Here is a 13,407-nt window from a genome sequence, read left to right on the forward strand (position 1 = left end):
CGCGATTGCCTATACTCACACTGAACGGGAGCGATCCCGCGCGGCCGCGGTGGCCGCACACGCGGCTCCCGTCGGGCCCGGAGCTTGCCGGGTACGCCACGCTGTCCCCAACCCTCGCAAAGAAGGATGCGCCGGCATGAAGCAAAGCCCCCAAGAGGACGACAGCAAGCGGATTCTCGACAATCTCGTCGAGCTGACCTCCCAACGCGAACAGGACATGCTGGAAAGCAGCCTGGCTTCCACTCTGGTCGAGGTGATGCGCGTGGACAAGGTGGAGTTGTTCGCCTGTCGTTGGGTCAACGGCGTCCCCTACACCCGCCGAAGACTGAGCGCCGCCTCCATCGACGGCAAAACTCAGATTACGGAAACCTCCAGCGACAGCTGGCTGCCTCCGCCGATCTTCCTCTACGACCTGCTTAACGCGCTGGACAGGGACGACGGCATTTTCCGTATTCCCCACGGCCTGTGCCTGCCCTTGCGCTGCATGGGCAGCATCGTATCCCTGCTAGTCATTCACGTGACCTCCGAACAGAAAGTCAACAAGGCCATGCTGAAGGCTATGGCCAGGATTCACGAGAACTTCCTGCGCCTGCTGTTCGAGGCGGACCGGGACATGCTCACCGCGCTGAACAATCGCCGCAAATTCGATTTGCGCCTGTTCAACCTAATGGCCACGCAGTTGCAATCTCCAAGCGAAAACCACGCCTGCACCTTGGCGCTGCTGGACGTAGACCATTTCAAGAGGGTCAACGACCAGTTCGGCCACATGGTGGGCGACGAGGTGCTGCTCTTGCTGGCGCAGCTGATGCAGCAGTCGTTTCGCGAAGACGACAGCCTGTTCCGCTACGGCGGCGAGGAGTTCGCTGTCATCTTTCAAGGACTGCCTCCGGCCGAAGCGGCGGTGGCGCTGGAACGCTTCCGCCAGCGCGTCGAGCAATACTCCTTCCCCCAGGTGGGCCGCCTAACCGTCAGCCTCGGCTTCACCCGCATCCTGCCGCAGCTGTTGCCGGGGCAACTGGTGGAGCAGGCGGACCGCGCCTTGTATTACGCCAAGACCCATGGCCGCAATCTGGTGTGCGGTTACGAAGAACTGGTCGCAGGCGGCCAGCTCGACAACGCGCAGCGCTTTGGCGAGATCGACCTGTTCTAAACCAACCCGCCCCACGGCCTAATCCGCTTCCAAGCCCTGCCTTCCAGGCGTAAAAAACCGGCTCCAAAGAGCCGGTTTTCAATTACCGCGATCCGCTGCGGCCGCTTACGACAACAGGTGATTGCTCAGCTCGCGCATGCCGGCCGACAGCATGGCCAAATCCAGCACGCTGAAGGACTGTAGCTCGGCGAACATCTGCGCGCAAACCTCCACCTGCTGGTGGCGCTTCTCCATCCACTGTTGCGCAAAGGCCTCCGCGCCGGCGGCGTCCTGCAACGCCTGCCCCACCAGATTGCGATGCACGCGGTACAGATCGTCGCGCAACGCGGAGCGCGCCAGCGACTGCCAGCGGTTGTCGCGCGGCAGGCTGGTGATCGCATCGCGCAGCCAATCCAACTGCATCGCGTGGCCCAACTGGTAGTAGTTCTTGGCCAAAAGCTCCAGCGGCAGTTTGCTGCCTTCGCTGATTTCGATGATGTCCATCAGCGGCACGGCAAACTCCAGTCGCGCCAATACTTGCGCCAGCGGCTGCGGCATGCCCGGCTGGCTTAGACGCTCTTCCAGCGCCGCCACCGCCGGGTAGCCGCCGGAGGCGATCAGCTGAGGCAGCTGCGCCAACAGGGCCTGCACCTTGGCCGCGTACTGCTCGATCACGGCGTTCACCGAGGTGAACGGACGCTTGTTGCGCAGCACCCAGCGCGTCACGCGTTCCACCAGCGTGCGGACCAGCACCATCATTTCCACCTGATGATCCGCCGGCACCTTGTTGTCCAAAGCTTCGATCTCGCTCCACAGGCGCTCGGCGTCGAACACGCGGCTGGCGATCCACCAGGCGCGGGCGATGTCGCCGGCGGAGAACGGAGACTCTTCCTGCATGCGGAACACGAAAGTGGTGCCCATGCGGTTGATGATCTGGTTGGCCAACTGGTTGGCGATGATCTCGCGCTTCAGCTGATGCTGTTGCATCTGCGCGCCAAAACGCTGCTGCAGCGGTTTCGGGAAGTAATGGGTCAGGATGGACAGGAAGTCCGCGTCGTCCGGCACATCGGTGGCCAAGATCGCCTGATCCAGCGAAATCTTGCTGTATGACAACAGCACCGCGATTTCCGGCACAGTCAGACCCTGGCGGGCCAAACGGCGCTCATTGATCTGGGTTTCAGACGGCAGGTACTCGATCTCACGGTTCAGCTCGCCGGTTTTTTCCATGTGCGCGATCATGCGCGCATGGGTGGTCAGCATCGCGGCGGCCTCCTGACGCTTGATCGCCAGAATCTGGGTCTGCAGGACATTGTTGCGCAACACCAGCTGCGCCACCTCATCGGTCATTTCCGCCAGCAGTTGGTTGCGCTGCTTCAAGGTCATATCGCCGGCCTGCATTACGCCGCCCAGCAGAATCTTGATGTTGACCTCGTGGTCGGAGCAATCCACGCCGGCGGAGTTGTCGATGGCGTCGGTGGCGATGCGGCCGCCATTCAGCGCGAATTCGACGCGTCCCAGCTGAGTGCACGTCAGGTTGCCGCCTTCGGCCACCACCCGGGCTTGCAAATCGCGGCCGTCGACGCGCACCGGATCGTTGGCGCGGTCGCGCGCATCGGCGTGGCTTTGGCTGGACGCCTTGACGTAGGTGCCGATGCCGCCGTTGTACAGCAGGTCGATCTTGGCCTTGAGGATCTCGTGGATCAGCTCGTTCGGCGCCATGCTGTCCTTGTCGGTCTCCAGCCAGGCCTTCACTTCCGGCGACAAGGGGATGGACTTGGCAGAGCGCTCGAAAATGCCGCCGCCCTTGGAGATCAGCTCACGGTTGTAATCGGTCCAGCTGGAACGCGGCAATTTGAACAGGCGCGCGCGCTCCGCATAGCTCTTGGCCGCGTCCGGCGTCGGGTCCAGGAAGATGTGCAGATGGTTGAACGCCGCTTTCAGGCAGATGTGCTCGGACAGCAGCATGCCGTTGCCGAACACGTCGCCGGCCATGTCGCCGATGCCGATCACGCTAAAGTCCTGCTCCTGGGTGTTGACGCCCAGGTGGCGGAAATGACGCTTGACCGATTCCCAGGCGCCGCGAGCGGTAATGCCCATGCCCTTGTGGTCGTAGCCCGCGGAGCCGCCGGAAGCGAAGGCGTCGCCCAGCCAGAAACCATAATCGGCGGAAATGCCGTTGGCGATGTCGGAGAACGTGGCCGTGCCCTTGTCGGCCGCCACCACTAGGTACGGATCGTCCGGATCCAGACGGCGCACATCCGCCGGAGGCACGATCTGGCCGTTCACCAGATTGTCGGTGACGTCCAGCAGCGCGGAGATGAAGATCTTGTAGCAGGCGACGCCTTCGGCCAGGAAGGCCTCGCGGTCGCTAGGCGCCGGCAGTTGCTTGCCGACGAAACCGCCCTTGGAGCCCATGGGCACGATCACCGAGTTCTTGACCATCTGCGCCTTCACCAGGCCCAGTACTTCGGTGCGGAAATCCTCCATGCGATCGGACCAGCGCAAACCGCCGCGCGCCACTTTGGAGCCGCGCAGATGCACGCCCTCCACGCGCGGGCTGTACACCCAGATTTCGAACATCGGGCGCGGTTGCGGCAAGAAGGGAATCCGATTGGACTCCAGCTTGAACGAGATATAGGACTTGAACTCGCCGTCTGCGCCCTTCTGCCAGAAGTTGGTGCGGCGGGTGGCCAGGATCACGGACAGGAAACCGTTCAGGATGCGGTCTTCGTCCAGGTTAGCCACGCCGTCCAGTTGCTCGCGCAACTTGGCCAGCAAGGCGTCGGCGCGCGCGTCGTCGGCATGCGTCGGATCCAGACGCACGGAGAACAGCTCGACCAGCACTCGGGTGATGGCCGGATAATTGGCCACGCACTGCTCGATGTAAGCCTGGCTGAAGGTCAGACCGCCCTGGCGCAGGTACTTGGCCAAGGCGCGCACCAGCGAAATTTCACGCCAGTCCAATCCGGCCACCAGCGCCAGGCGGTTGAAGCCGTCGTTCTCGCAACGTTTGGCGAACACCTGGGTCAGCAGCTCCTGGAAATCCAGCTGCACTTCTTCACTGGCGATCTGCTCTTCCGCAGAACCCACATCCAGGCCGAAATCGCTGATCCACACCTGACGGCCGTCGGCGCGCTGCACGCAGTACGGGTGCTCGTCGCGGACCTTAACGCCCATATTCTCCAAAATCGGCAGACTGGCCGACAGGCCCAGCGCCTCGCCTTCGCGGAACAGTTTCAGATTGAACGCCGAAGCGCCGCGATGGAAGGGCCGGTACAACTTCATCGCCAACGGGGAATCGGCGTTGACCGATTCGATATGCTGGATGTCCAGCACCGCGTTGCGCACCGCGAACTCTTCGCGATAAGCCACCGGGAAAGCGCCCTTGTAGCGGTTGAACAAGGCGTTGCCCAGTTCCTCTCCGTGGGTTTCCACCAGCAGTTGATGCAGTTCCTCCACCCAGCCGCGCACCAGACGGGCGATTTCGGCCTCGATGTCGGCTTCGTGGAATTCCGGCAACTTGGCGGCGTTGGTGCGGATGATGTAATGGACGCGGGCCAACGAGCCGTCGCTGATCTGTACGCTGAACTCGGCGCTGGTGCCGTTGAAAGCGTTCATCAACACTTTTTCGATCTTCAGGCGCACTTCGGTGTTGAAGCTGTCGCGCGGCACGTACACCAGGCAGCTGACATAGCGATGGTAGCGATCCTTGCGCACGAACAGGCGCACGCGCGGACGCTCCTGCAGGCTGACGATGCCCTCGGAGATCGGCCCCAGCACCTCGGCCGGAATTTCGAACAGCTCATCGCGCGGATAAGCCTCCAGCACAAAGCTCAAGGTTTTGGACTTGTAGCTGTCGTCCACATAGTCGCAGTTGCTGACCACGGTCGCCACTTTCTGGCGCAGGATGGGCACGTCCTTGGGCGAGTCCTGGTAGGCGCTGGCGGTGTACAAGCCCAGGAAACGGCGCTCGCCGATCACTTCGCCCTTGTCGTTGAAACGCTTGATGCCGACAAAATCGATATAAGCCGGGCGGTGGATGATGGAGCGGGTCTGAGACTTGTTCAGAATGATCAGTTGAGGCAGATGGGCCAGCTCGCGCAGCTCCTGCGGCAGCTGTTCAAAGCTGGCGGAATATTCTTTGTCGCCCTGGTCTTTCAAAATGCCCAGGCCGGAAGTTTTAACGATCTTCAGGCTGTCTTTGCCGTTGCGGCGCACCAGATCGTAATCGCAATAGCCCATGAACAGGAAGTTGCGCTTGGACATCCAGGCCAGGAAGTCCACCGCTTCCTTGGCTTCCGCCGCGCGCTTACCTTTGACCAGGGACAGGTCTTTGCTGATGTCGGCCAACACTTCGCGCATCGTCGGTTCGTCGCTTACCACCAGGCGAATATCCGAAAGCACGCGATTCAGCTCGGATTCCAGCTGTTTGAGGATGGCCGCATCGGTCACGCGATCAATCTGCACATGGATGAAGGATTCCAGCGGGAGGCTGCGGTCCTCGGTGCGTTTGACCTCTTGGATCACGCCGTTCTTGTCTCGGCCCACCGACAGCACCGGGTGCACCAGCAGGTGCAGGTTCAGGCTATGGCGCGACAGCAGCATGGTGATGGAGTCGATCAGGAACGGCATATCGTCGTTGACCACTTCAATCACGGTATGGGTGCTTTGCCAACCGTCGCGCTCGAAATCGGGGTTGTAAATGCGCGCCTTGTTCTGACCGCCCAGACGCTTGGCGCCGAACGCGTAATGCGCCGACGCGGCACCGAACAAGTCCAGCGACGAAAACTGTCTAAGGTCGGCGTGCTCGGCTTCCTCAAAGTAGATCGGGAAGAAAGGCTCGAGCTGGTGTTTCTCCTTTTCGGAAAGCTTGGTCTCTGCTACGGCCTGAATATCGGCGATCAGGCTCGCGAGTTCGGTCTTATTGGTAAGCGACATGTTGCTTCTCTTGTTGTGTGCACGGAGTGTGTCGAGGCATTGTAGATACCCCCATCATGCCGGGATTTCCTTAATGCGACGTGGACGTACATTTTCATGGAAAAGCCCGCTCGCCCCCTCCTAATGCCGCAAGAATAAATCGTGGCGGACGCCACTTTTAGCCTTATAGCAATGCGACGGCGGCTTACAAGTTTCTCTCCCAGGCCCACATTGTACACAAGTCCAAAAACGAAATATAACTCATTGATTTTTTAGGTATTTCACATCAAGCAAGAATATCGGTTAAAATACGAACACTTGCTCACACCGATTGCCAGACAATGGCCCCATCTTGCGCACGGCGGATAACCGTTGCAAGCTGCGGCCAACTACTGGCAAAAGTAGAAATAACTACAATGGTTCCGGCTTGGGCGAGACACCGTGAGCAGCCTCGTTCCAAGCGCCGGGTTTACAAGCTTGGGTTTGCGTCCGACCAAACGACGCGAACACCCGATAGAGAAGTAGAAAACCACGCCATGAAAAAAGTCCTGATCGCCTCCGCAGCGGCAGCCCTGCTGTCCGGTTTTTCCGTCCAAGCAGAGACACTGCGTTTTGGGGTTGACCTCAACTACCCGCCGTTCTCCAAACAAGGCGCCGATGGCAAGCCGCAAGGTTTCGACATCGATATGGCCAATGCCCTTTGCGCCGCCATGAAAGTCAGCTGTCAAATCGTTCCGCAAGACTGGGACGGCCTGATTCCCGCCCTCAACGCCAACAAATTCGACGCCATCCTGTCCTCGATGCAGATCACCGAGGAGCGCAAGAAAGCCGTCGACTTCAGCCGCAAGTACTACAACATCGCCAGCCGCATCGTGGCCAAATCCGGCACCGCCGTTGACCAGAACAGCTTCAAGGGCAAGAAGATCGGCGTGCTGCGCGCGTCCACCCAGGAGAAGTTCGCCAAGGACTACTGGGGTAAATCGGGCGCCACCGTCGTACCGTACGCCAAATCGCCCGAATCTTTCCTGGACCTGAAATCCGGCCGCGTTGACGCCGTCTTCGTCGACGGCGCCGTTGGCGACCAAGAGTTCCTGAAGACCGCCAACGGCAAGGGCTACGCCTTTGTCGGCCCGAACTACGCCGACGTCAAATACTTCGGCCTGGGCGCGGGCATCGCCGTCAAAAAAGGCAACAAAGCGCTGGCCGATCGCCTGAACAAGGCGATAGACCAAGTACGCAAGGACGGCAGCTACAAGAAAGTCCAAGACAAGTACTTCAGCTTCGACGTCTACGGCGGCTAATCCCCTCAACTATCGCACCGTCCCGGTCGAGCGCCCCATGGCGCCGGGCGGCTTACTGCCGCCCGCTCCACGCGCAAGCCGGGACTTTTTTGTTCGGCCGCCTCCGATAGGCCGAGCAAGGACCGGCCTTGCGCGCAAGGCTGATGAATGAGGCAGTAACACCATGTTTTTGCAAGGTTACCTTCCCAGCATATTGCAAGGAGCAGTGCTCACATTGCAGCTGGCCGGCTCAGCACTGCTCGTATCCATCGTGCTGGGCCTGATTGGCGCGTTGTTCAAGTCCGCCCATTCCAAACCACTGGTCTGGCTGGCGGAACTCTATTCCACCGTGGTCCGGGGCGTGCCCGATCTTGTCTGGATGTTCCTGCTGTTCTTCGGCGTCCAGATGATGATTAATGACCTCTGCGACCGCATGGGCTGGGCAAGTCCTAATATCGACCCCTTCGTCGCCGGCGTGCTGACTCTGGGCTTCATCTTCGGCGCCTATATGACGGAAACCTTTCGCGGCGCGATGATGGCGGTGCCCAAAGGGCAAATGGAGGCCGGCATGGCCTACGGCATGACCCCGCTGCGCGTCTTCTTCCGCATCACCGTGCCGCAGATGGTCCGCTTCGCCCTGCCCAGCTTCTCCAATAACTGGCTGGTGCTGGTCAAATCCACCGCCCTGGTTTCGGTCATCGGCCTGAACGACGTGATGTACCGCGCCGACGCCGCCAAATCCACTACCCAGGAACCCTTCACCGTCTATCTGATCGTGGGCCTTTTGTTCCTGGCGATCACCGGCGTTTCCAATCTATTGCTGGGCAGACTGGAAAAACGCTATTCGCTGGGCGTCAAGGAGAGCGGACTGTGATCGATTTCCAACTGATTCTGGATAAACTGCCCGCCTTTTTCGGCGGCGGCGACGGCAACGCCGTCATGAGCACCCGCGACGGCCTGCTGATGACGCTGGAACTACTATTCATTTCCTTGGCCTTGGGCATGGCGATGGCGGTGCCAATGGCGCTGATGCAGGTCTCCAAAAACCGGCTGGCCTCCGGCGCGGTCCGCGTCTACGGCTACGTCTTCCGCGGCACGCCGCTCTTGGTGCAGCTGTTCATCATCTACTACGGTCTGGCCCAATTCGGCTGGGTTCGCGACAGCTGGGCCTGGAACTACCTGCAGGAAGCCTATTTCTGCGCCATCCTCGCCTTCACCCTGAACACGGCGGCCTACACCACGGAAATCATCGCCGGCCAGATCCGAAACACCCACTGGGGCGAGATCGAAGCAGCTCAAGCCATGGGCATGAGCAAATGGCTGATGATGCGCCGCATCGTGCTGCCCTCCGCGCTGCGCCGCGCGCTGCCCGCCTACAGCAACGAAGTCATCATGATGCTGCAAAGCACCGCGATCGCCGGCTTGGTCACGCTGGCGGACATCACCGGCGTAGCCCGCCGCATCTACGCGGATAGTTACATGGCCTTCGAGCCCTTCCTCACCGCAGGCGCCATTTACCTTGCGCTCACCTTCCTGCTGGTCTGGTTGATGAAACAGGCGGAAAAACGCTGGCTGGCCTATCTGGCGCCACGCAAGCACTAATGCGGATAGCGACACAGGAACATCATCATGCACACACCCACCGATAAGAATCTGAAGCTGCAAGTCAGCGACCTGCATAAGAGCTACGGCTCTCACGAGGTGCTAAAAGGCGTATCGCTGACAGCTCACGCCGGCGACGTCATCAGCATCATCGGCTCCTCCGGCTCAGGCAAAAGCACCTTTCTGCGTTGCATCAATATGCTGGAACAGCCGAACAGCGGCCGCATCCTCGCCGCCGGCGAAGAACTAAAGCTGGTCTCCGACCGAAAAACCGGCGCTCTCAAGGCCGCCGACGCCCAGCAATTGGCGCGCATTCGCACCAAGTTGGCCATGGTGTTCCAGCACTTCAATCTATGGGCGCACATGACTGTGCTGGAAAACATCGTCGAAGCGCCCATGCATGTGCTGGGGCTCAGCCGTGACGAAGCCTGCGCCCGCGCCCGCAAATATTTGGACAAGGTGGGCTTGCGCGGCGTCGAAGACAAGTATCCGGCCCATATGTCCGGCGGTCAGCAGCAGCGCGTCGCCATCGCCCGCGCGCTGGCGATGGAGCCGGAAGTGATGCTGTTCGACGAACCCACCTCGGCGCTGGACCCGGAATTAGTCGGCGAAGTGCTGCGGGTAATGAAGGACCTGGCCGGCGAAGGCCGCACCATGGTGGTCGTCACCCACGAAATGGGCTTCGCCCGCGAAGTATCCAACCACGTCATTTTCCTGCACCAAGGCAAGATAGAGGAGCAAGGCCACCCCAAGGAAGTGCTGGTCCGCCCGCAGAGCGAACGATTGGTACAATTCCTCTCCGGCAGCTTGAAATAAATCGTACAATAGGGAGATGTCGCACACCATGCCGGCCTCATGCCCGGCATGGTGTGTTTTTGTAATCTCCATCCTTCGCCGCGAAAACCAATGGGTCAGCATCCGTCCCACCCCGCCAAGCCACTGCGCTACGGCTTCCTGCTCTTGCCCCATGCCTCGATGGCTGATTACGCCATCGCCTCCGAGGTTCTGCTGCACGCCAATTGGCTGGCGGAGAAAAAGCTCTACGAAACCCTGCTGCTCTCCCTGGATGGACAAGCCGTGCCGCTCTCCAACGGCACGCGGCTGGCGGTGGACCTGCCGCTGGACGGCGCCCCCAAGCTGGACTGCCTGCTGATCCTGGCGGACGACATCAATCCCGACTTCAGCCTGGACGTTTTGAGCAAAGGGCTTAACGCCTGCGGTCCGGACAAAATCCAATTGGGCGGCATTGGCTGCGGCAGCTACTGGCTGGCCCGCACTGGCCACTTCAACGGCCTGCGCGCCACCACGCACTGGCGGGAGATCAGCCGTTTCACGGAAGAGTTTCCGGATGTCATCACCTCGTCCAATCTGTTTGAGATCGATGGCAAACGCCTCAGTTGCGCGGGCGGAGCAGCCACCTTCGATTTCATGCTGACCCTGGTCGGCAATCAGCACGGCCACGAGTTTATCGCTCAGCTGTCGGAACTGTTCAGCATGGAACGCATCCGCCCCGGCAATGAGCGCCAACGCATTCCACTGGCCACTCGCATCGGCGGCAGCCAACCAAAGCTGACCGAGGCAGTCAGCCTGATGGAGGCAAATATAGAAGAGCCGCTAAGCACCGACGACATTGCTTACTATGTTGGCGTCTCCCGCCGCCAACTGGAGCGCCTGTTCAAGCAATACCTAAGCACGGTGCCATCCAAATACTATCTGGAACTACGTTTGAGTCGAGCGCGCCAACTGCTGCAGCAAACCAGCAAATCCATCGTACAGATCGGCCTTGCCTGCGGCTTCTCCAGCGGCCCTCATTTCTCCAGCACCTACCGCAATCATTTCGGCATCACCCCACGCGAGGAGCGCTCGCACCGCACACACACACAGACCGCTGCCCCCAAGAACTAGAACGCTCAGACGCCCGCCCCGCAGCCGTCCGGCGATGGCACCGAGGCACGCTCCGGCTCCCCCTGCCGCGACAGCGGCAACTCGATCCGGAAGCAAGCGCCGCTAGCAGGAATATTCTCCGCCGAGATCAAGCCCCCATACTGCTCCACAATCGTCTGGCAGATCGACAGACCAAGCCCCATGCCGTTTGGTTTGGTCGAAAAGAACGGGTGGAACAGCACCTCCAACGAATTTGGCGTGATGCCACGCCCGGTATCGCGTACCTCAAGAATCGCCTTCTTGCCTTCCCGCCGGGTATGCACGATCACATGGCGCTTCATCATCGGCTCGTCCCGCAGCGCGTCCATCGCGTTCGATAGCAGGTTCAGCACCACCTGCTCCAACTGAATGCTGTCTGCCAACACGGCGACCGGATAACCCGACAACAACTGTACGACCTCAATGCCTCGCTCCTTCAGATCATACTCGGCCAGGAACATGCAATTGCCAACCACCTGATTCAAGTCGATCAGCCGTGTCTCAATCGCTCGCTTGCTGACCAAAGCGCGCAGGCGCTTGATGATCTCCCCAGCTCGTTCCGCTTGCGCGACTGCTAGCCGCAACGCGGCGTTCACCTGGGCGGGCGCCTCCTCCACCCCCTCCAGCAACTGGATGCTAGCCTGGCAATAGTTCGCGATCGCCGTTAACGGCTGGTTCAACTCGTGCGCGATGCCAGACGCCATTTCACCCATCGTATGCAGCCGAGCCACATGGGATAGTTTCTCCAGATGCTCTTTGACCTTGCTCTCACTGGCCTCCAACGCCGCCACCGTTCGCTGCCGCAAGGGTCCCAGATCGCGCAAGGCGCACACAACACCGATCAAGCCGCCCTCCCGAGAGAACAGCGGCGACACCCCCCCTTCAACCGAACGAATCTGCCCTCTCGCCGACGTCAGCTGCATCCGCTCCGCCAACACCACCGGCTGGGCCGTCCGGAAACACTCCCGGATAGGATCCTCCGCCAACTCCGCCGCCAATTCGGCCTGCAAATGGAACACCTCGTGACAAACCCGGCCAACCACCTCGTCCGCCGCCATCCCCATCAGTTCCAAAGCCATCGGATTAGCCAGTTCGATCGCATGGTCCTGGCGCAGAATGATCACCCCATCGTGAATCGCGCTCAGCGTAACGGATGCCCGTTCGCTTTGCAGGAAGATCGCCTCGTCCGATTGCTGACGCTCATGCCGTAAAGCCATGCGTTGCAAGTGAACCAAACCGGCGAACACGAAAAATGCCAACAACAACGACTGCTGCCACAACCACGGCAACAGAGCCAAATCCGTTACCCTGACATCCCTCGCCACGCCCAGCACAAAAGGCTGCGCCACGCTTGAAAGCGGAAGTCGAGCCTCCAGCCGACGCAACACCGGCCACCAATCACGCTCGGATGAAGTATGCGGACGCTGAAACAACGGCGCTCCAGGCGCAACGACGCCCTCCTGGTACAAGGTCAAATCCAGCCCCGGCAACAGACTCTCCAAAGCCTGTGCCTGCAACAGGCGATCGCAAAATACAACCAAGCCCACCACGCCCACCAATTTGCCCGGCGCCTTCTCCCTATCCTCGAATAAGGGCTGGAATAAGAAATAAGCCCGCCCTCCCCCCTCGTGCAATTCGAAAGCCCCGCTGGCCACCCGCTGCCCTGTCTCCAAGGCCCTGCTCAATGCCGGTCGGAAATAGGCATCGCCCAAAATATCGTAGCCAAACATCGGGCCGGCCTCGGGCCGATCGGGCTCCAGCATGGAAATCACTAATGACTGCGAACGCACGACGGCCGGTCGCCACGCACGGCTTCCCGCCACATCAAAATCGCGAATGTAAAACGTTTCACCGAATTTGCCGCTCATCTGACGCAAAAAGAGCGACCGCTCCGCCAAAGGCACGCTTTGAAAAAAAATAAAGGAATGAAGCTGCGGATAGTGAGGCAATAATTCGCGCGCAAAAGTAGACAGCTCGGACGCCTCAAATGGCCGGCTAGCCGCCATCAACGCGTCGACAGAGGACAGCACAGACTCATTCTGATCCAGCTTGCGCGCCACCATTGCGTGCGCTCGCTGCGCCACTGACTCAAACTCGTCCCTCAAACGCTGCAGCTCGCCCATCCCCCACAGCACCGTCACCAACAACGCGCAGAGGGCCCAGGCCAATACAAATAAATGCACGCCGTCCCGCCTGAAATTTCTCAAAATTCCCGCCTCGATTCCCGATCTTGATGCTGGAATTCTATTCATTACCAATAGGTTTTGCTGAGTAATTAGACGAATTTTCAGTAAAAATAAGTGAAAATACAGAAAGAAAAAGAACAATGGCTTAATAATCAAGGAGAAAGCCAAAGAGATGAAGAACAGGAAGAGGAGTTCAATCGTACCAACCAAACGGCGGTACAAATGCATAAAGCCCAGCTCGTGTGAGCTGGGCTTCGCAATGGGGCGTCTGGCGGTGTCCTACTTTCACATGGCGAATGCCACACTATCATCGGCGCTAAGGCGTTTCACGGTCCTGTTCGGGATGGGAAGGCGTGGGACCACCTCGCTA

The 13,407-nt window shown here is 60.0% G+C and carries 8 protein-coding genes and 1 rRNA gene; 6 read left to right on the top strand and 3 right to left on the bottom strand.

What is annotated here, in order from left to right:
• The first annotated feature begins 136 nt into the window (after positions 1–136).
• Entirely contained in the window at positions 137–1,150 is a 1,014-nt protein-coding gene (locus HA052_RS12545) for a GGDEF domain-containing protein (protein WP_166452178.1), read from the top strand.
• Between the two features lie 105 nt (positions 1,151–1,255).
• On the opposite strand, the gene HA052_RS12550 is transcribed toward HA052_RS12545, so the two are convergent.
• Entirely contained in the window at positions 1,256–6,067 is a 4,812-nt protein-coding gene (locus tag HA052_RS12550; protein WP_166452179.1) for an NAD-glutamate dehydrogenase, read from the bottom strand.
• Between the two features lie 515 nt (positions 6,068–6,582).
• Here HA052_RS12550 and HA052_RS12555 point away from each other — a divergent pair.
• The 5 genes from HA052_RS12555 to HA052_RS12575 all read left to right on the top strand — a co-directional run bounded on the left by HA052_RS12555 (position 6,583) and on the right by HA052_RS12575 (position 10,833).
• The gene (locus HA052_RS12555) at positions 6,583–7,347 is read left to right on the top strand and encodes an ABC transporter substrate-binding protein (protein WP_081550068.1); all 765 of its coding nucleotides are present in this window, start codon (positions 6,583–6,585) and stop codon (positions 7,345–7,347) included.
• Between the two features lie 163 nt (positions 7,348–7,510).
• Entirely contained in the window at positions 7,511–8,200 is a 690-nt protein-coding gene (locus HA052_RS12560; protein ID WP_081550070.1) for an ABC transporter permease, read from the top strand.
• Positions 8,197–8,928: an ABC transporter permease gene (locus HA052_RS12565; protein ID WP_081550072.1), complete on the top strand. Its 732-nt coding sequence runs from the start codon at positions 8,197–8,199 to the stop codon at positions 8,926–8,928. The genes HA052_RS12560 and HA052_RS12565 overlap by 4 nt, the downstream gene beginning before the upstream one ends.
• 27 nt (positions 8,929–8,955) lie before the next feature.
• Entirely contained in the window at positions 8,956–9,744 is a 789-nt protein-coding gene (locus HA052_RS12570; protein WP_081550074.1) for an ABC transporter ATP-binding protein, read from the top strand.
• A gap of 90 nt (positions 9,745–9,834) precedes the next feature.
• Positions 9,835–10,833 carry a GlxA family transcriptional regulator gene (locus HA052_RS12575; RefSeq protein ID WP_166452180.1) on the top strand — a complete coding sequence of 333 codons (999 nt, stop codon included), beginning with the start codon at positions 9,835–9,837 and terminating at the stop codon, positions 10,831–10,833.
• A gap of 5 nt (positions 10,834–10,838) precedes the next feature.
• On the opposite strand, the gene HA052_RS12580 is transcribed toward HA052_RS12575, so the two are convergent.
• Complete coding sequence (locus HA052_RS12580; protein ID WP_166452181.1) at positions 10,839–13,265, bottom strand: ATP-binding protein; 2,427 nt, start codon at positions 13,263–13,265, stop codon at positions 10,839–10,841.
• A gap of 38 nt (positions 13,266–13,303) precedes the next feature.
• Positions 13,304–13,407 (bottom strand): 5S ribosomal RNA (gene rrf, locus HA052_RS12585); the annotation flags it as partial.

Source organism: Chromobacterium fluminis (assembly GCF_011602385.1).
GTDB lineage: Bacteria > Pseudomonadota > Gammaproteobacteria > Burkholderiales > Chromobacteriaceae > Chromobacterium > Chromobacterium fluminis.

Coding starts and splice junctions, on each gene's coding strand:
- HA052_RS12545 (WP_166452178.1), top strand. CDS start 137: ATGAAGCAAAGCCCCCAAGAGGACGACAGCAAGCGGATTCTCGACAAT.
- HA052_RS12550 (WP_166452179.1), bottom strand. CDS start 6,067: ATGTCGCTTACCAATAAGACCGAACTCGCGAGCCTGATCGCCGATATT.
- HA052_RS12555 (WP_081550068.1), top strand. CDS start 6,583: ATGAAAAAAGTCCTGATCGCCTCCGCAGCGGCAGCCCTGCTGTCCGGT.
- HA052_RS12560 (WP_081550070.1), top strand. CDS start 7,511: ATGTTTTTGCAAGGTTACCTTCCCAGCATATTGCAAGGAGCAGTGCTC.
- HA052_RS12570 (WP_081550074.1), top strand. CDS start 8,956: ATGCACACACCCACCGATAAGAATCTGAAGCTGCAAGTCAGCGACCTG.
- HA052_RS12575 (WP_166452180.1), top strand. CDS start 9,835: ATGGGTCAGCATCCGTCCCACCCCGCCAAGCCACTGCGCTACGGCTTC.
- HA052_RS12580 (WP_166452181.1), bottom strand. CDS start 13,265: ATGCATTTGTACCGCCGTTTGGTTGGTACGATTGAACTCCTCTTCCTG.